Annotated in this window: 24 protein-coding genes and 1 pseudogene; 10 read left to right on the top strand and 15 right to left on the bottom strand. The window is 62.4% G+C overall.

Annotated elements, in window-relative coordinates:
* Window positions 1–121: 121 nt before the first annotated feature.
* The 6 genes from F1735_RS38600 to F1735_RS21845 form a co-directional block, all read right to left on the bottom strand.
* The gene (locus tag F1735_RS38600) at window positions 122–178 is read right to left on the bottom strand and encodes a hypothetical protein (RefSeq protein WP_445081576.1); all 57 of its coding nucleotides are present in this window, start codon (window positions 176–178) and stop codon (window positions 122–124) included.
* Between the two features lie 65 nt (window positions 179–243).
* Window positions 244–735, bottom strand: a complete 492-nt coding sequence (locus F1735_RS21865; protein WP_167238913.1) for a DcrB-related protein — start codon at window positions 733–735, stop codon at window positions 244–246.
* A gap of 284 nt (window positions 736–1,019) precedes the next feature.
* Window positions 1,020–4,145, bottom strand: coding sequence for an efflux RND transporter permease subunit (locus F1735_RS21860; protein WP_167238912.1), 3,126 nt, complete (start codon window positions 4,143–4,145; stop codon window positions 1,020–1,022).
* An 8-nt stretch (window positions 4,146–4,153) separates the two neighbouring features.
* The gene (locus F1735_RS21855; RefSeq protein ID WP_167238911.1) at window positions 4,154–5,683 is read right to left on the bottom strand and encodes an efflux RND transporter periplasmic adaptor subunit; all 1,530 of its coding nucleotides are present in this window, start codon (window positions 5,681–5,683) and stop codon (window positions 4,154–4,156) included.
* Between the two features lie 3 nt (window positions 5,684–5,686).
* On the bottom strand, window positions 5,687–6,946 hold the full coding sequence (locus F1735_RS21850) for a TolC family protein (RefSeq protein WP_373888566.1): 1,260 nt from the start codon (window positions 6,944–6,946) through the stop codon (window positions 5,687–5,689).
* Between the two features lie 277 nt (window positions 6,947–7,223).
* Window positions 7,224–7,562 (bottom strand): hypothetical protein, encoded by a 339-nt coding sequence (locus F1735_RS21845; RefSeq protein ID WP_167238910.1) that lies wholly within the window; start codon window positions 7,560–7,562, stop codon window positions 7,224–7,226.
* Window positions 7,563–7,650: 88 nt separating this feature from the next.
* On the opposite strand from F1735_RS21845, the gene pstS reads away from it, so the two are divergent.
* Together pstS and F1735_RS21835 are read left to right on the top strand one after the other, a co-directional pair.
* Window positions 7,651–8,871 (top strand): phosphate ABC transporter substrate-binding protein PstS, encoded by a 1,221-nt coding sequence (pstS, locus tag F1735_RS21840; RefSeq protein ID WP_373888565.1) that lies wholly within the window; start codon window positions 7,651–7,653, stop codon window positions 8,869–8,871.
* Between the two features lie 192 nt (window positions 8,872–9,063).
* Entirely contained in the window at window positions 9,064–9,474 is a 411-nt protein-coding gene (locus tag F1735_RS21835) for a hypothetical protein (protein ID WP_167238909.1), read from the top strand.
* Here the strand turns inward: F1735_RS21835 and F1735_RS21830 are convergent.
* Both F1735_RS21830 and F1735_RS21825 read right to left on the bottom strand, forming a co-directional pair.
* The gene (locus F1735_RS21830) at window positions 9,471–10,016 is read right to left on the bottom strand and encodes a GNAT family N-acetyltransferase (RefSeq protein WP_373888564.1); all 546 of its coding nucleotides are present in this window, start codon (window positions 10,014–10,016) and stop codon (window positions 9,471–9,473) included. The genes F1735_RS21835 and F1735_RS21830 overlap by 4 nt on opposite strands.
* Window positions 10,017–10,043: 27 nt before the next feature.
* Window positions 10,044–10,451 carry a cupin domain-containing protein gene (locus F1735_RS21825; protein ID WP_167238908.1) on the bottom strand — a complete coding sequence of 136 codons (408 nt, stop codon included), beginning with the start codon at window positions 10,449–10,451 and terminating at the stop codon, window positions 10,044–10,046.
* A gap of 154 nt (window positions 10,452–10,605) precedes the next feature.
* Here F1735_RS21825 and F1735_RS21820 point away from each other — a divergent pair, with 154 nt between their 5' ends.
* The gene (locus F1735_RS21820; protein WP_167238907.1) at window positions 10,606–11,064 is read left to right on the top strand and encodes a hypothetical protein; all 459 of its coding nucleotides are present in this window, start codon (window positions 10,606–10,608) and stop codon (window positions 11,062–11,064) included.
* On the top strand, window positions 11,052–11,489 hold the full coding sequence (locus tag F1735_RS21815) for a hypothetical protein (protein ID WP_167238906.1): 438 nt from the start codon (window positions 11,052–11,054) through the stop codon (window positions 11,487–11,489). The genes F1735_RS21820 and F1735_RS21815 overlap by 13 nt, the downstream gene beginning before the upstream one ends.
* 73 nt (window positions 11,490–11,562) lie before the next feature.
* Here F1735_RS21815 and F1735_RS21810 read toward each other — a convergent pair.
* Window positions 11,563–11,676, bottom strand: a pseudogene (locus tag F1735_RS21810) (helix-turn-helix domain-containing protein); the annotation flags it as partial.
* Window positions 11,677–11,981: 305 nt separating this feature from the next.
* Here F1735_RS21810 and F1735_RS21805 point away from each other — a divergent pair.
* On the top strand, window positions 11,982–12,755 hold the full coding sequence (locus F1735_RS21805; protein ID WP_167238904.1) for a hypothetical protein: 774 nt from the start codon (window positions 11,982–11,984) through the stop codon (window positions 12,753–12,755).
* A gap of 27 nt (window positions 12,756–12,782) precedes the next feature.
* Here F1735_RS21805 and F1735_RS21800 read toward each other — a convergent pair whose 3' ends face one another.
* From F1735_RS21800 to F1735_RS21785, 4 genes are all read right to left on the bottom strand, one after another.
* Window positions 12,783–13,658 (bottom strand): CPBP family intramembrane glutamic endopeptidase, encoded by an 876-nt coding sequence (locus F1735_RS21800; RefSeq protein WP_167238903.1) that lies wholly within the window; start codon window positions 13,656–13,658, stop codon window positions 12,783–12,785.
* 11 nt (window positions 13,659–13,669) lie between these two features.
* On the bottom strand, window positions 13,670–14,143 hold the full coding sequence (locus F1735_RS21795; protein ID WP_167238902.1) for a MarR family winged helix-turn-helix transcriptional regulator: 474 nt from the start codon (window positions 14,141–14,143) through the stop codon (window positions 13,670–13,672).
* An 84-nt stretch (window positions 14,144–14,227) separates the two neighbouring features.
* On the bottom strand, window positions 14,228–14,842 hold the full coding sequence (locus tag F1735_RS21790; protein WP_167238901.1) for a DUF3885 domain-containing protein: 615 nt from the start codon (window positions 14,840–14,842) through the stop codon (window positions 14,228–14,230).
* Between the two features lie 50 nt (window positions 14,843–14,892).
* Entirely contained in the window at window positions 14,893–15,792 is a 900-nt protein-coding gene (locus tag F1735_RS21785; protein WP_167238917.1) for a LysR family transcriptional regulator, read from the bottom strand.
* 144 nt (window positions 15,793–15,936) lie between these two features.
* On the opposite strand from F1735_RS21785, the gene tmpT reads away from it, so the two are divergent.
* From tmpT to F1735_RS21770, 3 genes are all read left to right on the top strand, one after another.
* Window positions 15,937–16,569 carry a thiopurine S-methyltransferase gene (tmpT, locus tag F1735_RS21780; RefSeq protein WP_167238900.1) on the top strand — a complete coding sequence of 211 codons (633 nt, stop codon included), beginning with the start codon at window positions 15,937–15,939 and terminating at the stop codon, window positions 16,567–16,569.
* A complete protein-coding gene (locus tag F1735_RS21775) occupies window positions 16,566–17,975 on the top strand; it encodes an MFS transporter (RefSeq protein WP_373888563.1) in 1,410 nt (469 codons plus the stop codon). The genes tmpT and F1735_RS21775 overlap by 4 nt, the downstream gene beginning before the upstream one ends.
* 72 nt (window positions 17,976–18,047) lie before the next feature.
* Window positions 18,048–18,764: a glutathione binding-like protein gene (locus F1735_RS21770; protein ID WP_167238899.1), complete on the top strand. Its 717-nt coding sequence runs from the start codon at window positions 18,048–18,050 to the stop codon at window positions 18,762–18,764.
* A 270-nt stretch (window positions 18,765–19,034) separates the two neighbouring features.
* On the opposite strand, the gene F1735_RS21765 is transcribed toward F1735_RS21770, so the two are convergent.
* Window positions 19,035–19,403 carry a glyoxalase superfamily protein gene (locus F1735_RS21765; RefSeq protein ID WP_167238898.1) on the bottom strand — a complete coding sequence of 123 codons (369 nt, stop codon included), beginning with the start codon at window positions 19,401–19,403 and terminating at the stop codon, window positions 19,035–19,037.
* A gap of 732 nt (window positions 19,404–20,135) precedes the next feature.
* Between F1735_RS21765 and F1735_RS37905 the strand changes: the two genes are divergently transcribed.
* On the top strand, window positions 20,136–21,863 hold the full coding sequence (locus F1735_RS37905; protein ID WP_167238897.1) for a methyl-accepting chemotaxis protein: 1,728 nt from the start codon (window positions 20,136–20,138) through the stop codon (window positions 21,861–21,863).
* 76 nt (window positions 21,864–21,939) lie between these two features.
* Here the strand turns inward: F1735_RS37905 and F1735_RS21755 are convergent, their stop codons facing one another.
* On the bottom strand, window positions 21,940–23,022 hold the full coding sequence (locus F1735_RS21755; protein ID WP_167238896.1) for a DNA-binding protein: 1,083 nt from the start codon (window positions 23,020–23,022) through the stop codon (window positions 21,940–21,942).
* Between the two features lie 185 nt (window positions 23,023–23,207).
* Between F1735_RS21755 and F1735_RS21750 the strand changes: the two genes are divergently transcribed.
* Window positions 23,208–24,212 carry a site-specific integrase gene (locus F1735_RS21750; protein ID WP_167238895.1) on the top strand — a complete coding sequence of 335 codons (1,005 nt, stop codon included), beginning with the start codon at window positions 23,208–23,210 and terminating at the stop codon, window positions 24,210–24,212.
* Window positions 24,213–24,320 lie beyond the last annotated feature (108 nt).

Below are 24,320 nucleotides of genomic sequence, written 5' to 3'. Positions count from 1 at the left end.
GGAGCTGCTCTGGGGTAGAATTCATGTCGGGCAAGGTGTGTTCGTGCTGATAGGGTAGGTTTTTAGATAACTCCCATTCTATCAATCACTTACGGCATTCTTGCCCTTTTTTGTGCAAAATTCAGGCCAGCGCGCTGGTGTGGGAAATTGGGTCGGTAACTCGGGCGGCTTCAAACATAGGCTCCAATGTCGTTGGCGGTCAGAACTGTGCTACAGGCGCAGCAGTTAAGGGGTTAGTCTTGCTTAAACGACAGCGGCGGAAGACCCATCTGGCGTATCTTCAAACGGTACGAAACTGTCAAGCCAGCCACGCCAAAGCGCCTCAAGTTTGTCGTTGAACGGGTGAGGGCTGGCCATGGTAAATATCAGCGCGCGTTTTGACCCGATCAGAAACGCAGCCTGGCGTTGACGTATCATCTGAGCGCCGTTTTTATAATGGGCTTCTATTCGTTCGCCTATCCAAGCCGGGTTGTTTTGGCCAAGTTGTTCGGGAACACGACCTATGAACTTATGATTCGGGATGCGTGCTTTGAGAATGCCTAGTTGACGGTCGACATAGGATGCAAGCGTCTCCCCCTCAATCAGCCAATCGCGCGCAATGCTCAAGTTCGGTTGGAATTGCGGATCTCCAGGAACGAAAATGTTTGCGGTCCGGTCCTCGTATCCAAGTGGTAAACCGATGCTTCCTTCATGTATGCCGATGCGCTCGATCGGGGTAGCGGGTGCTTCACTCATGCGGGCACTCCGGTGCCGTTGGCGTTTGACCTGAGATAAAATTGCTTGAGTGCATGGTCGTGAAATTCATTCTGTATCCCTTAAATTGAGCGTGCATTGCGGCGAATCCACAGCTAAAACATTACAATTTTACCAAATAGTGTTGCCACTTGGAGCCTACATATCGAGATCGGAGGTATTTTCGCCGTCAAACGCGTACTTGAGCACCTATCTTGTTGCCTATAGGAAAAGCGAGTCCACCCACTTGGCCTTGCCCCCGAATCAATGCGAGCCACGTCCTCCGCTCACGCATCGCGCCGGTGCGCCCACTGATACAGCAGCGGCAGCACCAGCAGTGTCAGCAAGGTCGACGACAGCACCCCGCCGATCACCACGGTCGCCAGCGGTCGCTGCACTTCGGCCCCGGTGCCGGTCGCCAGCGCCATCGGCACGAAGCCCAGCGAGGCCACCAGCGCCGTCATCAGCACCGGCCGCAAGCGCGTCATCGCCCCGGTTTCGACCGCTTGCGCCAAGGGCATGCCTTCCGCCCGCAAGCCGCGAATGAACGAGATCATCACCAGGCCATTGAGCACCGCCACCCCGGACAAGGCGATAAACCCGACCGCCGCCGAGATCGACATCGGAATGCCACGCATCCACAGCGCCACGATGCCGCCGGTCAGCGCAAACGGCACGCCAGTAAACACCAGCGAGCCATCGCGCATATTGCCGAACATGACGAACAGCAGCATGAACACCAGCGCCAGGGTGGCCGGCACCACCAGTTGCAGGCGGCTGGTGGCCGATTGCAACTGCTCGAAGGTGCCGCCCCAGGTAATCCAGTACCCTGGCGGAATCTTGACCTGCTGGCCGATGGCCGCGCCCGCGTCCGCCACGAACGAGCCGATGTCGCGCCCGCGCACATTGGCGGTCACGACCACCAGGCGCTTGCCATTTTCGCGGCTGATCTGGTTCGGCCCGGGCGCCATGTCCAGCTGCGCCACGTCGCCCAGCGGCACATAGGCGGCCGCCCGCTCGCCCTCGCGCGCCGCCACCCGGATCGGCAGGCGCCGGATGGCGTCCAGGTCGGCGCGCAGGTTCTCCGGCAGGCGCACCACGATGTCGACCCGGCGGTCGCCTTCGAACAGCGAACCGGCGCCGGTCCCGCCGATGGCGGTGGCGATCGCCTGCTGCACGTCGCCCACGTTTACGCCCACGCGCGCGGTGCGGGCGCGGTCGATGCGAATGGTGAGCATCGGCAAGCCGGTGGTCTGCTCGACCTTCACATCGGCCGCGCCGGGGATGGTTTCGAGCACGGCGGCGATCTGCCCGGCGCTGCGGCCCATGACGGCGCTGTCGTCGCCGAACACCTTGATCGCCACGTCGCTGCGCACGCCAGAGAGCAACTCGTTGAAGCGCATCTGGATCGGCTGGGTGAACTCGTAGTTGTTGCCCGGAACCTTGCCAACCGCCTGTTCCAGCGCAGCACGTAACTCTTCCTTGCTGCGCTTCGGCCTGGGCCACTCGGACTCGGGTTTGAGCATGATGAAGGTGTCGGCCACGCTGGGCGGCATGGGATCGGTCGCCACTTCCGCCGTGCCCAACTTGGAAAACACGGTATCGACCTCGGGCAGTTGCTTGATCGTGCGTTCCAGCGCCAGTTGCATCTCGACCGCCTGGGTCAGGCTGGTGCCGGGAATGCGCAGCGCGTGCATGGTGATGTCGCCTTCGTTCAGGCTGGGCACGAATTCGCTGCCCAGGCGCGTGGCCAGCAGCGCCGACAGGCCGATGACCACGCCGACGATGACCAGCACCGGCGCCTTGTTGGCGCTCGCGCGGCGCAGCAGGGGCAGGTAGGCGCGGCGCGCCCAGGCCATCAGGCGACTGTCGTGCTCGCTGACCTTGTTGCCGATCATGAGCGCCACGGCCGCCGGAATGAAGGTGACCGACAGCACCATTGCCGCCACCAGCGCGGCCACGACCGTGAACGCCATCGGATGGAACATCTTGCCCTCGACGCCGGTCAAGGCGAAGATCGGCAGGTACACCACCAGGATGATGAGCTGGCCGAACAGCAGCGGGCGGCGCGCTTCGCCGGCGGCGGCGAACACTTCGCGCAGGCGCTCGTCGCGTGTGAGAGGGCGGCCGGCGGCGGCCTGGGCGTGGGCCAGGCGGCGCACGCAGTTTTCCACGATCACCACGGCGCCATCGATGATGATGCCGAAGTCGAGCGCACCCAGGCTCATCAGGTTGGCGCTGACGCCATTGGCGACCATGCCGCTGAAGGTGGCCAGCATGGCCAGCGGAATGACCAGCGCGGTGATCAGCGCGGCGCGGATGTTCCCGAGGAACAGGAACAGCACGATGATCACCAGCGCCGCGCCTTCGAGCAGGTTCTGGCGCACGGTGCCGATCGCCTTGTCGACCAGGTCGGTACGGTCGTAGACGGTGCGCGCGATCACGCCGGCCGGCAGGGTTTTGTTGATTTCGCCGAGTTTCTTGTCCACGGCGGCCGAGACGGCCCGGCTGTTTTCGCCGATCAGCATGAAGACCGTACCGAGCACGACTTCCTGGCCATTCTCGGAGGCGGCGCCGGTGCGCAATTGCTTGCCCACGCCCACCTCGGCCACGTCGCGGATGTACAGCGGCACGCCCTGCGACGAGCGCAAAATGATGCCGCCGATATCCTCGCCCGATCCGACCTGGCCCGGCACGCGCACCAGGTATTGCTCGCCGCCACGCTCGATATAGCCGGCGCCGACGTTGCTGTTGTTGCGTTCCAGCGCTTCGACGATGTCGGACAGGGCCAGCCCGTGCGCCACCATCTGGCCGGGATTCGGGGCCACGTGCATTTCGCGCACGTAGCCGCCGATGGTGTTGATCTCAGTTACGCCCGGCACATTGCGCAGTTGCGGCTTGACGATCCAGTCCTGGATCTGGCGCAGGTCGGTGGAATCGAACGGCGTGCCGTCGGTTTTCAGCGCGCCGGGCTTGGCTTCCACGGTCCACATATAGATCTCGCCCAGGCCGGTGGACATCGGCCCCATCTCCGGCGAGGCGCCGGCGGGCAGGCCGGCGCGCGCCTGTTGCAGCCGTTCGTTGACCAGCTGACGGGCGAAATAGATGTCGGTGCCATCCTTGAAAATCACGGTCACTTGCGACAGGCCGTAACGCGAGAGCGAACGGGTCTGTTCCAGGCCGGGCAGGCCGGCCATCGCTGTTTCGACCGGGAAGGTGATGCGCTGCTCGGCTTCCAGCGGCGAATAGCCGGGCAGGGCCGTATTGACCTGGACCTGGACGTTGGTGATGTCGGGCACGGCATCGATCGGCAACTGGCGATAACTATAGATGCCGAGCGCGGCCATGAAAGCGGCCAGCATCAGCACCAGCGACCGGCGTTCGATGGAAAAACGGATAAGAGTATCAAACATGGCGGTCCTTAATGGTCGTGGCTGGCGCCGGCTTTGCCGAGGTCGGCCTTGATCAAAAAGCTGTTCTTGGCGGCATATTTCTCGCCCGCCAGCAGGCCACTGAGCACCTCGACCGACTCGCCATCGCTGCGCCCAAGCACCAGCGGGCGCGCTTCGAAATGGTCGCCGTAACGGCCGAATACCGAGGGTAATTCATTGACGTTCTGCACCGCTTCGAGCAGCACCGCGACCGGCACGGTGAGCTCGGCGGCAACCACGTCCACCGTCACCGGCAGTCCGGGACGCCATACGCCCTTGAGGTTGGGCAAGACCACGCGCGCCTTGGCGGCCCGGGTTTGCTCGCCCACCAAGGGGCTGACATAGGAAATGACGCCGCTGGCGCTGGCGTCGGCCGCGCGCACGGTGGCATTCTGGCCCTGGCGGATGGTTTCCAGGTCGCGCGCGCTCACGGAGAGCTCGGCCCAGACGGTGGACATGTCGGCCACCACGAACAAGCTGGTTTCTTCCTTCACCGATTCGCCTGCGGCCACGGTCTTTTGCGTGATCACGCCATCGATCGGGGCCCGTACTTCATAACGCGCCAGCTGCCTGAGGTTGCCGGCGCCGACGCCGAGCGCGTCGAGTTTCTGGCGCGCGCCCTGGGTGGCGATCTCGGCTTCCTGCATGGCGGCGCGGGCTTGCTGATAATCCTGTTCCGCTGTGATTTTCTGTTGCCACAAGGTTCGCTCGCGCTCGAACACGCTGCGCGCCAGCACCAGGCGCTGTTGCGCGGCCAGCAAGGCGCTGCGCTCGCCGGCCAGGGCCTGGCTCGACAGCACCGCCAGCACCTGGCCCTTGCGCACCGTCTGGCCCGCATTGGCGCTGACCGACTCGACCAAACCGGCCAGGCGCGGGGCCACATGCACTGTGCGATCGGCGTTGAGGGCGATCTCGCCATTGAGTTTAAGCACGCTCTTGATGCGCGCCGGACCGGCGGTGTGGATGTCGATGCCGTTCTGGGCGACTTGGGTTTCCGACATCGTCACCCGCGCCTCGACCTGGTCGTAGGCGAAGCGGTAAGTCTTGCCGCCGTGCTCGGCCAGCACGCCGACCTTGAACGAGTGCGGCTCGCCGACCACGGCGTCGCCGCGCAGGTAGTCTTCTTCGCGTGCGAAACGCATGTCCTGAGCTGGCCGGCCCAGGCGGTCGAGCGTCACCTGGACCTTGCTGGCGGACGGGTCGAGCGCTTTCCCGTCCTGGTAAGTATAAATACGGAACTGCGGGCCGGCGCTGTGGTCGAAGATAGTAGCTTCCAGGCCGTAGCCCTGGCTGACGAACAGCTTGCCGCCGTGGGGGCCGCGCGCCGGGACCGCGTCTTCCTGGTGCGGCTTGCCGCCGTGGTCGACCTGGCCCGTTTCGGCATGGCCGCCTTGCTCTTCATGGTCGTCGTGCTGCGGCTGTGCGTTTTTGCGCGTCACGATCAGCGCCGCGAGCAGGGCGCCGATCAGCAGGGCGACGATGATGACGATAACTTGTTTTCTGTTCAAAGGGGTTTTCATGCATTACTCCACTGTCTGGGTGGCGCCTTGGGCGCCGAGGATACTGTCGATGTCGGCGGCGGCGCGATGGGCGTCCGCCAGGGCGCGCAGGTGCTGGGTGCGCGCTTGCAACAAGGTGCGCTGGGCGTCGATGACATCGAGCAAATTGAACTTGCCGTACTCGAAACCGGTGCGGGCAGCCTCATAGGCGCTTTGCGCACCGGGCAAGATATCGTCGCCCAGCAGTTGGGCTTGTTCGCGGGCGACCGCGAGGGCTTCGTGCGCCTGAGCCAGTTCGTTGGCCAGGCGCGCGCGGGCGCCGTCAAGTTCGACGCGGGCCTTGTCGCTGCGTTGCAACGCTTCGTGCAGCTTGCCCTGGTTGCGGTCGAACAGGGGCAGGGGAATGGCCAGGCCAAACACCGCCTGGTTGCGCCCCGCTTGCCCGTCGCGCTTGGCGCCGATGCTGACGGTCAGGTCGGGCACGCGACCGGCGCGTTCGACTTGCGACAGGGCTTGCCGGCGCGCCAGTTCGATCTGTGCCAACTGTAAGGCGGGCGCCGCCCCGAGTCGCTCCATCAGATGGGGCAGGGCGGGTTGCGGCGGCAGGCGGTCCAGCTGTCCCGCCACAGGGCCGATGTCGCGCCCGGTCCCTCCCCAGAGCGCGGCGAGGCGGTTTTTTGCACCGGCCAGCTCGCCGCCGGCCTGCGCCAGGTCGACTTTGACGCTGGCGGCGGCGATGCGGGCGCGCGTCTCGTCGACCGGCGAATTCTTGCCGGCCAGGACGCGTTTGGACGCTGCGGCGAGCGCGCCATCGGCCAGGGCCAGCGATTCGTTGGCGATATGCAGGCGTTGCTGCGCGGCGAGCAAGTCGTAGAAGGCGGCCCGCGCCGAGGCCAGGACCGCATTGCGTTTGACGGCGAATTCGGCGCCGGCGGCATCTTGCCCGAGCTGCGCGGCGTTGACGCGCGCCGCGCGCTTGCCGCCCAGTTCGATCGGAACGTTGAGCTGGACGGTGGTGGTCCTGGTCGGTTCGCGCGCGTCTTCGACCAAGGTGGACAGCTCCGGGTTGGGGGCGACGCCAGCCTGCATGACGGCGCCGGACTGGGCCTCGATTTCGTGCGCGCCGGCGCGCAGATCGGGGTTCGCCTGCAGCACGCGCGCCAACGCGCCGGCCAGCAACAGCGGCGCCAGCGTAGGGGGCGCATCAGCTGCCGGACGCATCAGCGCACCGAGCGGGGGCGCTTGCATGCCGGGAGTGACGTGTACCGCAAGGGGCGGATTCACCGCAGTCGATTTCGCGCGCAACGGTAGTCCGGCTGAGCCGGCCTTTTCGGGGACTGGCGCCGCGACGGCCGGCGCCTTGGCGAAGATTGTAGTGCGAGCCTGCGCATGGCAAGGCAATGCCGCAGCGATCGCTAACGGCAAGACGAGTTTGTACATCGAATTCTCCTGGTTGAACAGACAAGGGAATCCGGCCGGGCGCGCCAGCGGTGCAGGTGTCGATTACGGCAGTGACGTCCAGCGATGAGCTGGTATCAGAAGTGCGGCAGCGGCAGCCGGATCAGGCAGGGCCTTGCCACTTGGGACGTTCAGGACGGACGGGGCGCAAGGTGCCGGGGCGCGCGGCGTCGGCCGCGTGGGCGTACGCCGTGGGCGGTGGCGCGATGGCGCCGCTGGTGGAGGTGGTGATGCCGACGCTGGTAAAGTGGCAATCGCCACAATCCTGGTCGATGCCGAACGGCGAGTCGTCATGGCTGGCGTGATCGTCGCCGCCATGCTCATGATGGCCGGGATGCGAGATGGTCGACGAAGGTTCATGCGCGCAATACGCGCTCGCAACCGCCCAGCTCACCTGGAGCGGGAAGATCAGCAGCATGAAAATAGTGAACAAACGTCGCATCGGGCGATTGTAACAGGAGCGAGGCCGGCGCGCCCGCTGCGTGGTCGTTCTCCATGCGGACAGGATATTCTTTATGCAACACTCATAAGTGGCTGTTTACTTAGCAATTTTCGCTATTTTAAGCAAAACTACGTATTTGCACGGATTGTGGGTGTGTTGTACATCTGTTATTCTCTTCGGTTGCTCGTTTCCTGGCTGCCTTGCAGCCGGCGCGGTTCCGATTACTTTAAGACCCTTGGAATTTATGTTCTCTGATGTAAAAACTACTGTCACGCTGTCATTACTTTTATCCACTTTTGCGGCCCACGCCATCGATATCAGCGGCGCCGGTTCGTCCGCGGCGCAGCCGCTGTACGTCAAACTTGCCGATGTGTATGGCAAGTCGCAAAACCTCAAACTGAATTACCAGGCCAACGGCTCGAGCGAAGGCATCAAGCAGGTCAAGGCTAAGACCGTCGAGTTCGGTGCGACCGACATCGCGCCATCACAGGCCGATCTCAAGGCTGGCAAGATGATTTGTTTCCCGAGCGCCGTCTCGGGCGTGGTTCCTGTCGTCAATCTGCCAGGTCTCAAGCGCGGTGAAGTGCAACTGACCGGCGAACTGTTGGCCGATATCTTTTCACGCAAGATTACCAAATGGAACGACCCGAAGCTGACGGCCGCCAATCCGGGCGTGGCATTGCCGGACCTGGGCATCAGCGTCATCGCGCGCCAGGATGGTTCCGGTACGACCTATAACTTCAGTGATTACCTGAGCAAAGTCAGCCCGGCCTGGAAGCAAGCCTACGGCCGCAACTTTACGGTCGCCTGGGCGAACGGCGTTACGCAGGTCAACGGCAGCACCGGCGCCGTCAGCGCGCTCAAGCAGACGCCGGGTGCGATTGCCTACGTTGATTATCAATACGTGGTGCAAGACAAACTGGCGTTTACGCGCCTGAAAAACCATGACGGCAAGGTCGTCGCGCCGGGCGCGGAAGGTTTCACGGCCGCGCTGCAAAACAGCCCGTGGGTTACCCAAGCCAAATACGAAGAAATGCTGACCGACCGCGTCGGCCCGAGCACCTGGCCGATCACGTCGGGCACTTTCATTGTTGCCTCGCAAGCGAGCAGCAACCCGGAAAAGACCATCGCCACGCTGAAATTCTTCGCCTGGGGTTTTGCGCACGGTGACGCGATTGTCGGCAACGCCAACTTCGTGCGCCTGCCCGACAGCATGCAGGGTCGCATTTTCGGCGACCTGACCACGATCACCGACGCCAGCGGCGCGCCGCTCAAGTGGTCGCTGTCCGAGGCGCTTAATTTGCGTTAATCCAGCGCTTGGGGCACGAGATTACTGTGGGCCGCCACATGGGGTAAATTGGATGCACAGTCCGTGGCGCCTGATCTCACCAGGCGGAAGTGTCGGCAGCGTCGGGATGGAAATCCATAACACAATTCTGGAAGGCCTCATTGACAAGGTTAGCGTAAGGATGCAATGCAAATAATATCTCGACTCCCGACCTTGGCCGCTCTTGGCGGCTTGCTGACCTGCTCGCTGGTCTTTGGGGCAGGGTTTAATGCAAAGAACGTCAAGCCTTCCGGATTAACTGTAGCGCAGGCCGAACAGGTCTTGCGTGTGGTGCTCAAACACGAACGCTACAAAACGTACGATCGGCGTTTGTGGATTGACGGCCCCTGGTTAACGGAGGGGATGCCGTCCATTCCCGGTTACCACAGCTTTGGTGTTGTGTATATCGTCAATACGCAAGGGCATTATTCAATCAACATTTTCACTGGCGATGTCTGGCAAACCGAGAGCTGCGAACGCTACTCCTTTCCGGCGCTCATGGCAATTCAAGAACGCATTGCCCTTAAGACTGGCAAGAAACTCGCCAGCGACGATGACGCACGCAGTGACGTGGGTTGTCCTTAGACGCTTTTCCTGTCAATAGTGCAAACAGCGATATTTTTTTGCATGAACACACTCAACGGGTCATTCGTATAATCGGCAAACGGCCCGCAGCGCTGATACCCGGCAGCGGCATACAGGGCCAGTGCCTCCGGCTGGTACGGTCCCGTTTCGAGCATGAGCAATTGACAGTTGGCGTCGATTGCCCGTGCTTCTAGCAGAGCCAGGAGCATTTTGGCAACGCCGCGGCCGCGCCCGAGCGGGTTAACGTACAGGCGTTTGATTTCACCGAACCCGGAGCAGAAAACCAGCGCGCAACAGCCGATTGCGCCGCCCATTCCATCCCTGGCAACGGCAAACAAGACATTCGGCTGCCTTAGCGACGCCAGATCCAGCGCATGCCGGCTCTCTGGCGGATACAGGCTGTCCTGGTACGCGTCGAGCTCGGCAATGAGGGCGATCACGTCAGGCTGATCCGGCGTTTCGAAGGTGATTGTCATGGGTGAAGAAGAGTGCATTTCGTATCCTTGTTTTTGCCAGGCGGTGCGGGGACGGTCAATCGGCATGCTGGTTATTGCGGGAAGCGCGGGGGCTTACCCTGCTTCGTTTCTCCTGATGGGTTTGGATGAGGGGATCGACAGGGCGACCAAGTAACGCGCCGCCGATGAGGCCGGATTGAAATAGACGAACGATTGATCCGCCTGCATGGCAAGACAATCGCCCGCCTCCAGGCGCCAGCGGCGGTCATCGACGCTGATTTCCATGACGCCGTCGATCATCCAGATCTGCTGATCCATGCCGGAGCGGCGCACGGCGGCATCGTAGATAACACGCTGGCCCGGCGGGAAAGTGACTTCGACAAGCTGAATCGAGGATGGCGCGGCTGGAGAGAGCGTACGGCGCAGATATCCCGACGCCGGATCGGTCCACACGCGCTGCTCAGGCGCACGCGACAGGGGCCTGGGCGCAGCGGTTTGCGCATCGCGCTCGTCGAACAGCAAGAACCATCGCGCCAGGCGCCCCGGCCAGTTTGTCGAGCACGGTCGCCGATGCGCTGCGCTGGCCTTTTCTTTACCAAATTGAGCATTATGACGCTCGCAATCCTAAATCTAATATATGATGATGCAATAAAGTTAATTTTATTGGGGAGTCAAAATGCATAAAGCATGCAATGTTGATTATGCTGTGCTGTTCGTCGCCACACATCTGAAGGATGCGAAAATTGTTGCTGACAGGCTCCATATCCCGACCGAAAACCTTCTTGGCCTCGCCGCGCATGAGTGTGAGCACGGGAGAAATCGGTTCGCAAAGGACGGCAACGGATTTTTCTCGATGCGTGCGCCAGCGGAATTCCAAACCGGTTCGCTAACGGCGTTGAAAGATCCGAAGGTGAAAGTGGCTACCTTCGGAAGCTTCAGGATGGCGGCGGAGTCGTTCGCAAAGAAGTATGGACCGGGAGTATACGGCATAAGAGACGCTGGCGAGTTCAGCAAAAAACTCATTCAACTCCGTTTTAATTCGGGCAATTCGAGAGATGGAGGAATGGATGGCTGGGCAAGAAAGGTGGAATTAGCGATCGATATGGTGAGAGTGAGGATGCAATGCGGTTCCTGAGCTCGTTACTGATGTCCGTAGTTGCCGCCGGGTTTTTGGCTATGTCTCCGGCATTTGCGCAATCTCTCCTTGCAAAGGACGTTAAACCGTCCGGCTTGACGCTTACGCAGTCGAAGCAGGTCCTGCGCGTGGTGATGAAACACGAGCGATATAAGGTAGCATCTCCAAAACTTTGGATTGACGGTCCTTGGCTTACCGATGGGAAGCCAGTAGTTTCCGGATACTACCATTTCGGCGTGATATACGTGACCAATACGCAGGGCCACTACGCAGTCAATACCTCCACCGGTGATGTCTGGGATGTCGAAGCTTGTGAACGTTACGCATTTCCAGCATTGTTGGAAATTCAAAAGCGCATTTCCTTAAAAACTGGCAAGGAACTTGCAAGCGACGACGATGCACGCAGTCAATTAGGCTGCCCCTAATCTTGCCGACATTTCAATAAAGCGCTTTTTAAGCGCGGAAACGTTGTTAAACCGTCGTCACGCAGCGTAAGAACTGGCCGCGTTCGATCAGCGATATGTTGGAGCGGCTGACACCGATCACCGACGCCAACGCCTCCAATGACAATTTGTGGGCGACGCGGAGCGCGATAATTTGATTGATATCCATATCGACACTATGCTGGAAGATTTCATCCTGTGTACTCCCATATATTGCCGAGGTAGGGCGCTATCGACGGTCCAGCAGTGATAAGATGGCATCTTTAGCTATTTATCACCAAGGCTTGCGATGGCAAATCTGTGCAGTATTCAAAACGCCGTCCTATTCGTTTCACAGCACCATGAAGAGGCTGGCAAACTTGCTGTGAAACGCCAAATGCCGACAGAAAATATACTTCTAGAAGAGTCCACTCAGATTGTCAAAATCAGGTTGACGCTTTGCACTTGACCGGGCTCCGTCAGCGCCATGCGCTGTTGACGTTGCTGTCCATCGCGCTGATCTCGACCGCATCCCATGCCACATCCACTGACATCGACCCGGCCCGGACGGCGGTCCAGGGCACGTCGACTGCACCGGAAACTGACCTGTGGGCGCCGTTTCTCGCCGTCGCGGCAGGAAACTATGTCGCACAGTGCGAGTCGATGAGTATTCCGCCTGAACCGGTAGCGAAGGAAAATGGACCGCTGCTCATCGCTTCGGACGGCTCGCTGCGCGCCGGCAGCATCACCGGCAACATCAGACCTGCCAATGTCGTCTCGGTGAGCCGTTCGCGGGAAATGAACGGCGAGCCCCGCATGTCGCTGAGCGTATCTTCCGCCACAGTCTCGTTGGGCATGGTTGAGCAGGAAGACGGCACCAAGCAAGCCGCGTTCGGAACCAGGCCCAATAGTTTCGAATGCCGGCTTGCCGAGAAGGTTCCGCCGAGCACCAGGACCATTTATTCCCAGCTGGCCGGCTATTTCGATGCAGAGGGCAAGCTGACATGCCGGCACACCAGGACGCGCAAAGTCACCAGGGCTGACTACCGGATGGACAACGGCGTCTTCACGATCGGGACAACACGTTTTGATTTGAACACCCTGAAAAGCGAAACCCTCATCATGTGGCCCGGAGAGCGTTTTGTTTATATCGGGCAAACCGACGATGCCAGCAGCTTTCACCTTGACCTTGATGCCGATGGCAAAACCAAGGTTCTCGAGATGAGGAAGATGGGCGGAAACCTGATCAAATGCACCCCCTTGCCGTAATCGCCCGATGCGCCAGCCTGATCGTAGTCAGCCGTTCGCAGCAGGAGCGAGCGCCGGGCGACGAGCAGCATCGGAATACAAGCACGCCACCGCAACAGTGCTGATCAGAACCAGCGTCACCAGCGAGGCTTCGACACCAAAGGCGCCGCCGGTCAGAAAGCTATTGCCCGCCAGCTCGCCGCGCAGCAGTCCGCTGCCAGCGGCGTGACCGGACACGGTCGACGAAAACACCTGGCTGACGCAATAATTCCACGCCACATGGGTGCCGATGCAGACCCACAGGCGGCGCGTCTTCATGTACAGCGTGGCCTGCATGACGGCATACGCGGCAATCACCGCAATCGCCAGCACCGACACGCCGTCATTGGGCAGGTGAGCCAGGCTGAACACCAGCGCCGAGATCACGATGGCGGCCTTGCTGCCCAGCGAACGCTCGGTCACGCCGAAGATGATGCCCCGAAATACCATCTCTTCGGCCATGCCGACCAGCACCAACTCGGCCAGCGGCACCAGCATCGGCATCAGGCCGGGCGAATTGACGCCGCCGACGCGGTACACGCCCAGCGCCGCCAGCGTGGCAAACACGAGGGCGACCAGGCCGGCGCCGATCAGCAGGCCGATGCCGAGTTCCTTCGCCATGCCGGGCAGCGCCAGTTCGCCGGGCTGGCGCTGTTCGATGCGGCGCACATAGAAGCGGTAGCCGAACCACACCAGCACGCCCGCCAGCAACTGCGGCCACACAATGCGGTACGGCTTATCGACCAGTTTGGAGGCGACGATCATTATTACGGGGACCGCGGCAAAGGTCAGTACGATACCCAGCACGATGCGGATCAGGGGATGCGCCATCAGGCGCGCCGCCAGGCTTGGTTTGTCGGTCGCCATGCTCAGGGAATGTTCCATCATCGCTTTCGTCAGGTGGGTGAACGTGTGTTTTTGCTGGCTTCCTCAATCCGCGCGCCGAAGGAGCGCTGCCCGAGCACGGCGATGGCTTGCGCCAGGCAGTCCGACAAGGGAAAGTCGAGTTCCGCATCGAGGCTGTCGGCGGCGCGCCTGGTCGCCTGCCAGCACGCCTGCAGGCGCGGCAGCAGTTGCTGGCCCTGCGGGCTCAGGCGCACCACGCGTTGCCGCCCATCTTCGCCACCGGCAACGACCAGCAGGATGCCTTCCTTCTTCATCAGCGCCACTGTCTGCGTCGCCGCCGGCTGCGTGATGCCGGCCAGTTCGGCCAGTTCGCCGATGGTCGCGCTGGGCTGCTGCGCCAGGACCCGCATCACGGGCGTGTAGCGCGGCCGGTAATCGAGGCCCGCGTCCACATACGCTTGCAGGACGGCGCCATCGAGCAGTTCGATCAGGTGTCGCAATTGCGTTCCGAGTCCTTGTTTCATGTGCTTATCTTAGCAGTAATTATATAAGCGCTTATATATATTTTCGCCTTGTTGTTTTGCAAGGCAAATGCAGGCAGTCAAGCGTTAGGGTTGGGCGAAGGTGCGGTCCATCGTCTCGAGATCGTACTCGAGCAGCCAGGCGTAGTGCGTGCAGTACAGCTGCCGCAGCGCCTCGTGGTTGGTGCCGACCACGTCCATTCCCCGGTCGTCGTAGGGATGGACCATGAGCCCCGAGGCCGGGTTGATCAGGTAGACCCGGCAATGCGGGTTGGGCCGCAACTCCCCGAAGTCGGTGGCAAATGCGCACCACAGCAGGCTCGCGAGGCTCGACTTGGGCAGTTCGAACAGCGCATTGACGCACCAGCTCTCATCGTCGTCCGGATCCGGGCGCGGGACCGGTTCGGCCCAGATTTCGCGCGCATGCGGAATGGCGATGCCGGCCATGGCGAGCTGCTTGAGCGTGAAGCGCATGTCGAACCGGTTCGGCGTCGCGTAGTTTTGCAGGTGTACGAGGATGGTGTCGGCGTCGGCGAATACATCTTCACAGACGATGCCGCCCTTGCGCACAGCCACCAGGACGCGGGCAAAATGCTCCCCTTCGGCCATGCGAAAACGCAGGCCGCCGGGAAGTTTGTAAAACAAGGCGTGACGATACGGCTGGCCGTCCGCGAGTGTGTTGACGTACTGTTTGAGGGGCATGCCTGGCAAGTGCGTGCGAAAGCGTATCGTGACCGGCATGATAGATGCGCTCAGCCCCGTTCCGCGCCGCACACCGCCCGCAGGTGCCCGCGCAGCCAGCGGTGGGCCGGATCGGCGTCGAGCCGGGGATGCCACAGCATCGACACGGTAAAGCCGGGCATCGGAAAGGGCAGGGCGACACTGTGCATGCCATCGCGCAGCAGGCCGGTATGGCGTTCCGGGACGGTGGCGATCAGGTCGCTTTCGCGGGCCAGCGCCAGCGCGGGCGCGAAGCCGGCCACCGTGGCCACGATCGCGCGTTCCAGGCCCAGCGCGAGCAAGGCGTCATCGAGCGGGCCTTTCCCGCCGCCCTGGCGCGCTACGCCGATGTGCTCCCCGCCTGCATAGCTGGCGGGCGTGATGGCGCCCGCGGCCAGCGCGTGGCCGGCGCGCATGACGGCCACGAAACGGTCGCGGAACAGGGCTTGCGTGCGCACTTCCGGGCCGGTCGACTTGCCGATGACGCCGGTTTCCAGGTCGACGCTGCCGTCGCGCAGGCCCGTGCTGTCCTTGTCGGGCTTGGGCACGAAACGCAGGTACACGCCGGGCGCTTCGGCGCGCACGCGCTTGATGAGTTGTGCGCCGAAATTTTCCACAAACCCTTCCCTGGTGCGGATGGTGAATGTGCGCGCAAGCTGCGCCAGGTCGAGCTTGTCGACAGGACGCAGTACGGCCACGCCGTCATGTACCAGATCGCTGACCTGCTGGCGCAGGGCGATGGCGCGTGGCGTGTGTACTAGCGCGCGCCCGGCGCGCACCAGCAAGGGGTCGCCGGTGGCTTGGCGCAGGCGCGCCAGCGCGCGGCTCATGGCCGAGGGGCTCAGGCGCAAACGGCGGGCGGCGCCGGCCACGCTGCCTTCGGCCAGCAGCGCGTCGAGGGTAATCAAGAGGTTCAGGTCGGGCAGGGACATGCGCTTACGATAGCGCAGTTCGGCCCTGGTGTGGCGTCCGGTGCAGCAATATAGTGCAAACGCTGCATCTTCCGCCATGCGTGGCGGCCGGTTAGACTGGGTTTGGGTGCCGGCCGTCGGCGCCTTTAACCGGGGATGATCGATATGGACAGGGACTTCTGGCATCGCAAGTGGGCAAGCAAGGAGATCGGTTTCCATGAGGGCGCCGCCAATCCGCTGATGCTGGCGCATCTCGGACGACTGGGGCTGGCGCCCGGCAGCCGGGTGTTCGTGCCCCTGTGCGGCAAGTCGCTGGACGTGCATTGGCTGCTCGCCCAAGGCTATCGCGTGGCAGGCGTCGAGCTGAGCCAGCTTGCCGTCGACCAGCTGTTTGCCGACCTGGGCGTCACGCCGGAGGTCAGCGTTGCTGCGCAGCTGCTGCACTATCGCGCGCCGGGCATCGATATCTTCGTGGGCGACCTGTTTGCGCTGTCGGCCAGCATGCTCGGCGCGGTCGACGCGGTCTACGACCGGGCGGCGCTGGTCGCGCTGCCGGAAGCGATGCGCGCACGGTATGCGGCCCACGTCGGCGCACTGGCGGCGCGGGCGCCGCAACTGCTGATCTGCTACCAGTACGAGCAGGCGCTCATGGCCGGGCCGCCGTTTTCGGTCGGCGACGATGAAGTGCGGCAGCGCTACGGGCACGCGTATGCGCTCACGCTGCTGGGCAAGACCGAGGTGGCGGGCGGCTTCAAAGGCCGCTTCGCGGCGCGCGAAGCGGTATGGCTGCTCACGTGAAGCGGCCGCGCGCGCTGGCGGGGGCGCTGGCGCTGTCGATGCTGCTCTCGTCGCTCGGCACCAGCATCGCCAACGTCGGCTTGCCGGCGCTGGCGCAGGCGTTCGGCGTGCGCTTCGGGCAGGTGCAGTGGATCGTGCTGGCGTACCTGCTGGCCATTACCACGCTGATCGTCGGGGTCGGCCGGCTCGGCGACCTGACCGGACGGCGCCGGCTGCTGTTGGCCGGCATTGCGCTGTTCACGGCGGCGTCGATCCTGTGCGGGCTGGCGCCGACGCTGCCGTGCTTGATCGCCGCGCGCGCGTTGCAGGGCCTCGGCGCGGCGGCGATGATGGGGCTGACCATGAGCTTTGCCGCCGGCGCCGCGTCGAAAGGGGGCAGCGGCAGCGTCATGGGCCTGCTGGGAACCATGTCCGCCGTCGGCACCGCCCTCGGGCCGACCCTGGGCGGGGTACTGATCGGCGCGGCCGGCTGGCGCGCCTTGTTCTTCATCACCGCGCCGCTCGGGATCGCGACGTGGCTGCTGGCGTACCGGGGCTTGCCGGCCGATGTGGCGCGCCTGGACGGCGAGCGGACCGGTTTTGACGCCATCGGCACGCTGTTGCTGGCGCTGACACTGGGCGCGTATGCGCTGGCCATGACGGTCGGCGGCGGCTTCGGCGCGCCGAACCTGGCCTTGTTGCTGGCCGCGGCCGTGGGGGCTTGCCTGTTCGTGCGGGCCGGCGCGAGTGCGGCGTCGCCGCTGATCCCGCTGGCGCTGCTGCGCGACCGGCTGCTCGGCGCGCGCCTGGGCACCACGGCGCTGGTGGCAACCGTGATGATGGCGACCCTGGTGGTGGGGCCGTTTTATCTGACGCGCGCACTCGGGCTGGCGCCGGCCGGCGTCGGCCTGGTGCTGTCGGCGGGGCCGCTGGTGGCCGCCTTGTCGGGCGTGCCGGCCGGGCGCCTGGTCGAGCGCGCCGGCACGGCAGGCGTGGCCATCGCCGGCCTGGCGCTGATGCTGGGCGCGAGCGTGCCGCTGGCACTGCTGCCTGTTTCGAGCGGCGTGCCGGGCTATGTTGCGCCGCTGGTGGTGCTGACGATCGGCTATGCGCTGTTCCAGGCGGCGAACAATACGGCGCTGATGGACACGGCGGGCGCCAAGCAGCGCGGGGTGGTCGCGAGCATGCTGAACCTGGCGCGCAACCTGGGGCTGGTCACCGGCGCGTCGCTGATGGTGGCCGTGTTCGCGTTCGGCGCCGGGACGGCCACGGTTGCGGCGCCGTTCGCGGCGGTGGCGGCGGGCATGCACAGGACGTTCGCGCTCGCTTGCGCCTTGCTGGCGGCGGCGCTGGCGATCGCCTGGCGTGCGGAGTGGGCGCAAGCGGGCAGGGCGCAAGCGGAGAGGGAGCAACAACAGCAAACATAAAATTTCTGCTATGTTGTCGGGCCGGATGTCCCCACGAGGGACGTCACCAGACCCGCTTTCAAGGAGTGAGCTATGAACGACCTGTCGACCTTCCCGATTACCAAAAAATGGCCTGCCGCCCATCCCGAGCGCATCCAGCTGTATTCGCTGCCGACGCCGAATGGCGTGAAGGTATCGATCATGCTCGAAGAAACCGCGCTGGCCTACGAGCCGCACCTGGTGCGCTTCGATCACAACGATCAGCTCACGCCCGAATTCATGTCGCTCAACCCGAACAACAAGATCCCGGCGATCATCGATCCGAATGGCCCGGACGGCAAACCACTGGCGCTGTTCGAATCGGGCGCGATCCTGATCTACCTGGCCGAGAAAACCGGCCAGTTCCTGCCGCTTGACGCGGCTGGACGTTACGAGACCATCCAGTGGGTGATGTTCCAGATGGGCGGCATCGGCCCGATGTTCGGCCAGCTCGGTTTCTTCCACAAATTCGCCGGCAAGGACTATGAGGACAAGCGCCCGCACGACCGCTATGTGGCCGAATCGAAGCGCCTGCTCGGCGTGCTCAACGAACGGTTGGCGCAGCGCACCTGGATCATGGGCGACACCTACACCATCGCCGATATCGCGATTCTGCCGTGGGTGCGCAACCTGATCGGTTTTTACGAAGCGGGCGACCTGGTCGGCATCGCCGATTTTCCGCATGTGACGCGCGCGGTGGAACACTTCGTGGCGCGGCCGGCGGTGGCGAAAGGGCTGGAGATCCCCAGTCGGGATGCGTCCGCCCGGTAGGGGGCTGAGGTGCAGTGGAACGTTTATGGAAAGTAGCGCCTTGATTGACGCGACATCTTTGTTGACAACTACCGTGAAGGTTGAACGTGCTTTCCATAATGTTCCGCTAAACCGCTGCCGCAACTGTCACTGACTGTTGAAAACAAGCGATCATTCATGCTGCTGCCGCAAGGTGCCGCGCAGTTGAAACCAGGCGGTTTCAAGCTCGAAGCGGGTACGCCGCTGGCCGATCGAAGGCCTGGGTGCTTGCGCAAAAAGCGGAGTTGAAGTTCAGGTACTGATTGCGGTGGTAAATGTCAGGCAATTGCCGAATGGGTCTTTAAGCGCCATGTCGCGGGTACCCCATGAGGTATCTTCCAACGTGGGACGCGCATACTTGAACTGTTTGGCGCTCAGCTCTGCATGGAGCTCATCGATCCCGTCAACTGCAATCCGCATCGCCGAACCGGGGCAGCAATCGCCGTGATGTTCGGACAGGTGAAGGATGCAGCCATCGCGCGAGACTTGCAGGTAGAGCGGCAGGCCTGGCCCGAAGCGGTGATCCCAGTCGACCTGGAATCCCAAAAAATCCACATAGAATTCTTTAGCTTTCGATTCATCGAAGATGCGCAGGATGGGAGTGGTGCCGTGGATTTTCATGGGTCGGTTCTTTTCGATTTGAATGGTTGTACGCTTTCATCCGGATTGGCTAAACCCACGGTTGTCGCGAATACTTACCACTGCGCGTCATGGCTATGAGTCAGGGAAGACAATGCCAGGTTCGTTCGGCGAAAAAGGCGGTGCCAGCGACGCCCGTTGCAACGATCGCTTACGTTGCGGTTTGCCGTCGATTGTACCCGACACAACATCGAGCGACCCACAGGCGCCGATCAAGGTCTACAATCGCCTGTAGGTATCGCGCGCCCGTGTGTACTACTTTGCCCTTCATGATGCGATCAAGCAGGGTGACGAAGTAAGCAGCGACGTCAAGGATCAGGCCCAGCTGGGATAGCTGGGCCTCGACGAACGCGAGTTGGCGTTCTCAGGATGCCCCCGGTGCGTCAGAATCAACACCCTGTTAGAAACTACTGGTTGCGCCAGGTTAACTGCCGGTATAACCTCCTTTCTGCACCTTCATTTTCTGTTCTCCATTTGCTCCAGATTCGCATCGCAAACGCAACCCCATCCTTGTTGCGATTAGCCCTTGAATAAAGTGGCCTTGGCACTTCTCATGGCCTGATCTGATCCGCGCCGGACTATTCCTAAAAATCGAATTGACACGGTTTCTGCCCATCGTACTCTGTCGTCCTGACATAGAGGGACGACCAAGACAGACTTGGCTGCGTAGCAAAAGACAATCCACCCGAATAGTTTTTAGTCAGGAAGCCAAGAATGAAAATGACAATCAAGGCACGCTTAAGCGGTGTCGTCGTCTTTCTCGCTCTATTGTCCATCGGCGTCGGGCTGTTGGGCCTGTACGGAATGAACAAGGCCAACGAAGGACTGAAGACCGTCTACGAGGATCGCACGGTGGCCCTGGAACAGGTCACGCGAATCGAGAGCCTGTTGTTGCGGAACCGGCTGGCGTTGGCGCAGGCGCTACTGGACCCGATTGCATCGAATATCAAGGCCAAGGCTGATCTCATCGAAAAGAATGCCGAAGAGATCAACAAGACCTGGGGCCAGTACATGGCGACGTATCTGACGCCGGAAGAGAGCGCGCTGGCGAAAAAATTTGCCGCAGACCGAAGCAAAATGGTCAAGGAAGGCTTGTTTCCCGCAATCGGCGCCTTGCGAGAAGGAAAAATCGAGGCTGCCAAGCAGTTGCAGGAACAATTCCAAACCTTGCTTCCCGCTGTCAAGGAAGGCATTGACGGGCTACGCATGCTTCAGGTCGACGTGGCAAAAAAGGAATATGAACAATCGGGCGCCCGTTATCGCGCATTGCGCAACGGCATGAATATTGCGATCGCATCAGGCATATTGTTAGCGGCCTTGGCAGGCTTTTTGCTAATACGTAACATCTATCGCGACATCGGCGGCGAACCCGACTACGCCGCTCGGATCGTGCGAGGTATCGCTGCCGGCGACTTGACCGTTGCGGTTGCCACAAGGAGTAACGACCATCACAGCCTGCTGAATGCGATGAAAGAAATGCAAGCAAAATTGGCGCAAACGATAGGCGAAGTCAGGCAATCGAGCGATACCATCGCCACCGCTTCATCCCAGATAGCCGCCGGCAACCTCGACCTGTCGTCGCGCACGGAACAACAGGCCAGCTCGCTGGAAGAGACTGCGTCGTCGATGGAAGAGCTCACCAGTACCGTGAAACAGAACGCCGACAATGCGCGCCAAGCCAATCAATTGGCTGTGTCCGCGTCCGAAGTTGCGTCAAAGGGCGGCGTGGTCGTCTCACAGGTGATCGACACCATGGAGGCAATTAACGCGTCGTCGAAAAGGATCGTCGATATCATCGGCGTGATTGACGGCATCGCATTTCAAACCAACATCCTGGCCCTGAACGCCGCTGTCGAGGCGGCCAGGGCCGGTGAACAGGGTCGAGGTTTCGCGGTCGTCGCCAGCGAAGTGCGCAACCTGGCGCAACGCTCGGCCGCCGCTGCCAAGGAAATCAAGACATTGATTGGAGACTCTGTCGAAAAAGTCGAGATTGGCGCCAGGCTGGTTGACCAGGCAGGATCGACCATGCACGCCATTGTCAGCAGCATTCAGAGCGTGACGGACATGATGGGTGCGATCACGGCAGCGAGCCGGGAGCAAACCTTAGGCATCGAGCAGATCAACCAAGCCATCTGTCAAATGGATGAGGTAACACAGCAAAATGCCGCGCTGGTCGAGCAGGCCGCCGCCGCCGCCAGTTCGCTGGAGGATCAAGCGAGCAATCTGGTACACGAGGTCAGTGTGTTCAAGATCTCAGAGGAGCATCGCGCTGAACGCGCGCCGATGCAGTCGGCAACGCATCAGTCCGCAGTCTTGGGCAACGTTCCTGCCGTTCCTGTTGCGGCAACGACCCGCACGGTGCGTGGTCCGGCGCCAACTGTGGGTCTTTTGAAACAAGCAGGAAATGCCGTGGTCGTCATCGACAACCAGGAAGCGTTCTGACAGCGGCCGCGGCTGCACGCCGTGGCAATCGTTGAACGCTCCCCCGTTGTGAGATGGCCTCTGTTGCGGGCGGCGATCAGGGGCCGGGCTGGCTTGACGCGGGCGGCGCAAGGTCGCGCTGGCGCGCCAGTTCCCGCTCCTGGCGCAGCTCGGTTTCGAGCACCGTCACTGTACGCATCAGCGCCTGCTTTTCCTGTGCAGCGGCGTGCGCCTGGCTGTCGGCTTGCGCCAGGCGCGACGCCACAATCTCCGACTCGCGCGCCCTGACTGCCAGGGCAATCCTGCTTTCATTTACTTGCGCCTGCATGGCGTCGTGCTGCGCCTGCAATTTATCGAGCTGGGCCGAGAGGCCCGAGGCCTGGAACGTCGCGCGCTCGGCCGCGCTGCGTTCACGGGCGGCGTCGCCCTGCGCCGCTTCGGCGGCTTGATGCAGGCGGGCATTTTCGCTACCCGCCTGACTGAGCTGGCCGGCAAACTGGGCGGCCTGGCCTTTGTGGTGGAGTAACTGCTGGCGCAAGGTCACCAGTTCGCGGTCGACCAGCGCGGCGCGCTGCTCGAAGCCCTGGCGCTCCTCGGCGCGCTGGGTGGCGCTGGCCTCGTGGTAATGGTCGAACTGGGCGCGCGCCTGGGTCAGCTGGGCGTTGAGCGCGGCCACTTCCGCAGCGCGGTCGGACAGGCGCTGCTGCAGGCCGGCCTGTTCGCTGCGGGCGCCGGCCAGGTCGACCGTCAACAGGTGATTGGCCTGGTGCATGTGCGCGATGGTGGTGTTGGCGCTGGCCAGCTCGCTGTCGAGTGTATTGACGCGCTGCTCAAGCGCGGCCTGTTGCAAGCGCGATTTTTCGAGTTCATCGGCCAGCTGGCGCAGCCCGGCGGCGTGGGCGAGCTTTTCGACGTCCAGATCCTGCTGAAAATCGGTCTTGATCGACTCATACACGCCTTTTACCGCCTGCAACAAGCCTGGCGGCACGCCGGGACCCGCGGGCGAGGGCGTTTGCTGATGCTCTTCCTTCCAGCGCTTGAGCATGGGAGCGATCGTGCTTTTGCTGCCGGTGCCGCCCAGCGCTTCCCGGACCGTATCCACCGTGGGGTTCTTGTTATCGGCGGCCAGACCGGCAGCGGCGGCTGCAACATGGGAATAGAGGATACCGGCACGTGCCATTTTGGAACTCCTGAATAAGATAACGTATTACGTGTTACGTAATATCATACAATATTACGATAAAATATTCTTGGAAAATTCGCTGGTATTGGTCGCGATAAGAGATGTTATCGTGACCTATCCGTCACCCCGCCGTGGTATGCTTTGTAATACCCGTTACAAAGCGCGTTTTGCCGCGTCTCGCCATGTCTGATGAATTCGCTCTCGTTCCAGCACTGTCCGCCAATGCCGTCACGCCGCCGCGTAACGCCGTTACGCCGTTCGATGCCGAACTGAGCGCGCAGCACCGCGCCTTCCTGGCCGCTGCCACCTCCGACAACACGCGCCGCGCCTACCGCTCGGCCATCAAGCACTTCCTCGCATGGGGCGGCGTCTTGCCGGCCGACGAGCCGGCCATGATTGGCTACCTGCTGGCGTTTGCCGCCTCGCTCAACCCGCGCACCCTGGCCTTGCGCCTGACTGCGCTGTCGCAGTGGCATGTACACCAGGGTTTTGCCGACCCGGCGTCCACGCCCACGGTGCGCAAGACCCTGGCCGGCATCGCGCGCACCAACGGCAAGCCCAAGAAGAAAGCCAAGGCGCTGCCGGTCGAAGACCTGGAACGCATCGTCGGCCAGCTCGCCAGCCTGGCAAGCTTGAAGGCCGCGCGCGACAACGCCCTGCTGCAAATCGGATTTTTCGGCGGCTTGCGCCGCAGCGAGCTGGTCGCCATTGAGGTAAGCCACCTCGGCTGGCAAAGCGAAGGCATCACGATTACCCTGCCGCGCTCGAAGACCGACCAGATGGGGGAGGGCATCGTCAAGGCGATTCCCTACGGCGACGGGGCCTGCTGCCCGGCCAGCGCGCTGCGCACCTGGCTGGCCGCCGCCGCCATCGTGAACGGCCCGGTATTTCGCCCGATCAGCCAATGGGGCGAGGTGTCCATGGCCGCCCTGCATGAAGGCAGCGTCAACACCATCCTCGAACAATGCGCGCGCCTTGCCGGCCTCGACTACGTGCCCGACCTGTCCAGCCACAGCCTGCGGCGCGGCATGGCCACCAGCGCGCACCGCGCCGGCGCCAATTTCCGCGACATCAAACGGCAGGGCGGCTGGCGCCACGATGGCACGGTGCAGGGCTATATCGAAGAAGCCGGCCGTTTCGAAGACAATGCCGCCGGGACCTTGCTGCGCGCCAGGCCGCGCAAGTAAGACCTGGCGCCAGGGCGCCGCCGGCGCGCTGTGCATAAACCGGGAAAATCTTGAACTGGTCGATTCGACAGTATTGCCGGGCTCGTTTGGCGGGGGTACCATGAATGA

Origin of the sequence: Massilia genomosp. 1, from assembly GCF_011682185.1 — a bacterium.
GTDB lineage: Bacteria > Pseudomonadota > Gammaproteobacteria > Burkholderiales > Burkholderiaceae_D > Telluria_A > Telluria_A rubra.
Note: the sequence above shows the minus strand (reverse complement) of the source record. Positions and strands in the feature narration are given on the sequence as shown.

Bases quoted from the DNA above. Each gene is read 5' to 3' on its own strand.
- F1735_RS21865 (WP_167238913.1), bottom strand. From the start codon at position 735: ATGAGTGAAGCACCCGCTACCCCGATCGAGCGCATCGGCATACATGAA.
- F1735_RS21860 (WP_167238912.1), bottom strand. From the start codon at position 4,145: ATGTTTGATACTCTTATCCGTTTTTCCATCGAACGCCGGTCGCTGGTG.
- F1735_RS21855 (WP_167238911.1), bottom strand. From the start codon at position 5,683: ATGAAAACCCCTTTGAACAGAAAACAAGTTATCGTCATCATCGTCGCC.
- F1735_RS21845 (WP_167238910.1), bottom strand. From the start codon at position 7,562: ATGCGACGTTTGTTCACTATTTTCATGCTGCTGATCTTCCCGCTCCAG.
- F1735_RS21830 (WP_373888564.1), bottom strand. From the start codon at position 10,016: ATGCCGATTGACCGTCCCCGCACCGCCTGGCAAAAACAAGGATACGAA.
- F1735_RS21820 (WP_167238907.1), top strand. From the start codon at position 10,606: ATGCATAAAGCATGCAATGTTGATTATGCTGTGCTGTTCGTCGCCACA.
- F1735_RS21815 (WP_167238906.1), top strand. From the start codon at position 11,052: ATGCGGTTCCTGAGCTCGTTACTGATGTCCGTAGTTGCCGCCGGGTTT.
- F1735_RS21800 (WP_167238903.1), bottom strand. From the start codon at position 13,658: ATGGAACATTCCCTGAGCATGGCGACCGACAAACCAAGCCTGGCGGCG.
- F1735_RS21795 (WP_167238902.1), bottom strand. From the start codon at position 14,143: ATGAAACAAGGACTCGGAACGCAATTGCGACACCTGATCGAACTGCTC.
- F1735_RS21790 (WP_167238901.1), bottom strand. From the start codon at position 14,842: ATGCCCCTCAAACAGTACGTCAACACACTCGCGGACGGCCAGCCGTAT.
- F1735_RS21785 (WP_167238917.1), bottom strand. From the start codon at position 15,792: ATGTCCCTGCCCGACCTGAACCTCTTGATTACCCTCGACGCGCTGCTG.
- tmpT (WP_167238900.1), top strand. From the start codon at position 15,937: ATGGACAGGGACTTCTGGCATCGCAAGTGGGCAAGCAAGGAGATCGGT.
- F1735_RS21770 (WP_167238899.1), top strand. From the start codon at position 18,048: ATGAACGACCTGTCGACCTTCCCGATTACCAAAAAATGGCCTGCCGCC.
- F1735_RS21765 (WP_167238898.1), bottom strand. From the start codon at position 19,403: ATGAAAATCCACGGCACCACTCCCATCCTGCGCATCTTCGATGAATCG.
- F1735_RS37905 (WP_167238897.1), top strand. From the start codon at position 20,136: ATGAAAATGACAATCAAGGCACGCTTAAGCGGTGTCGTCGTCTTTCTC.
- F1735_RS21755 (WP_167238896.1), bottom strand. From the start codon at position 23,022: ATGGCACGTGCCGGTATCCTCTATTCCCATGTTGCAGCCGCCGCTGCC.
- F1735_RS21750 (WP_167238895.1), top strand. From the start codon at position 23,208: ATGTCTGATGAATTCGCTCTCGTTCCAGCACTGTCCGCCAATGCCGTC.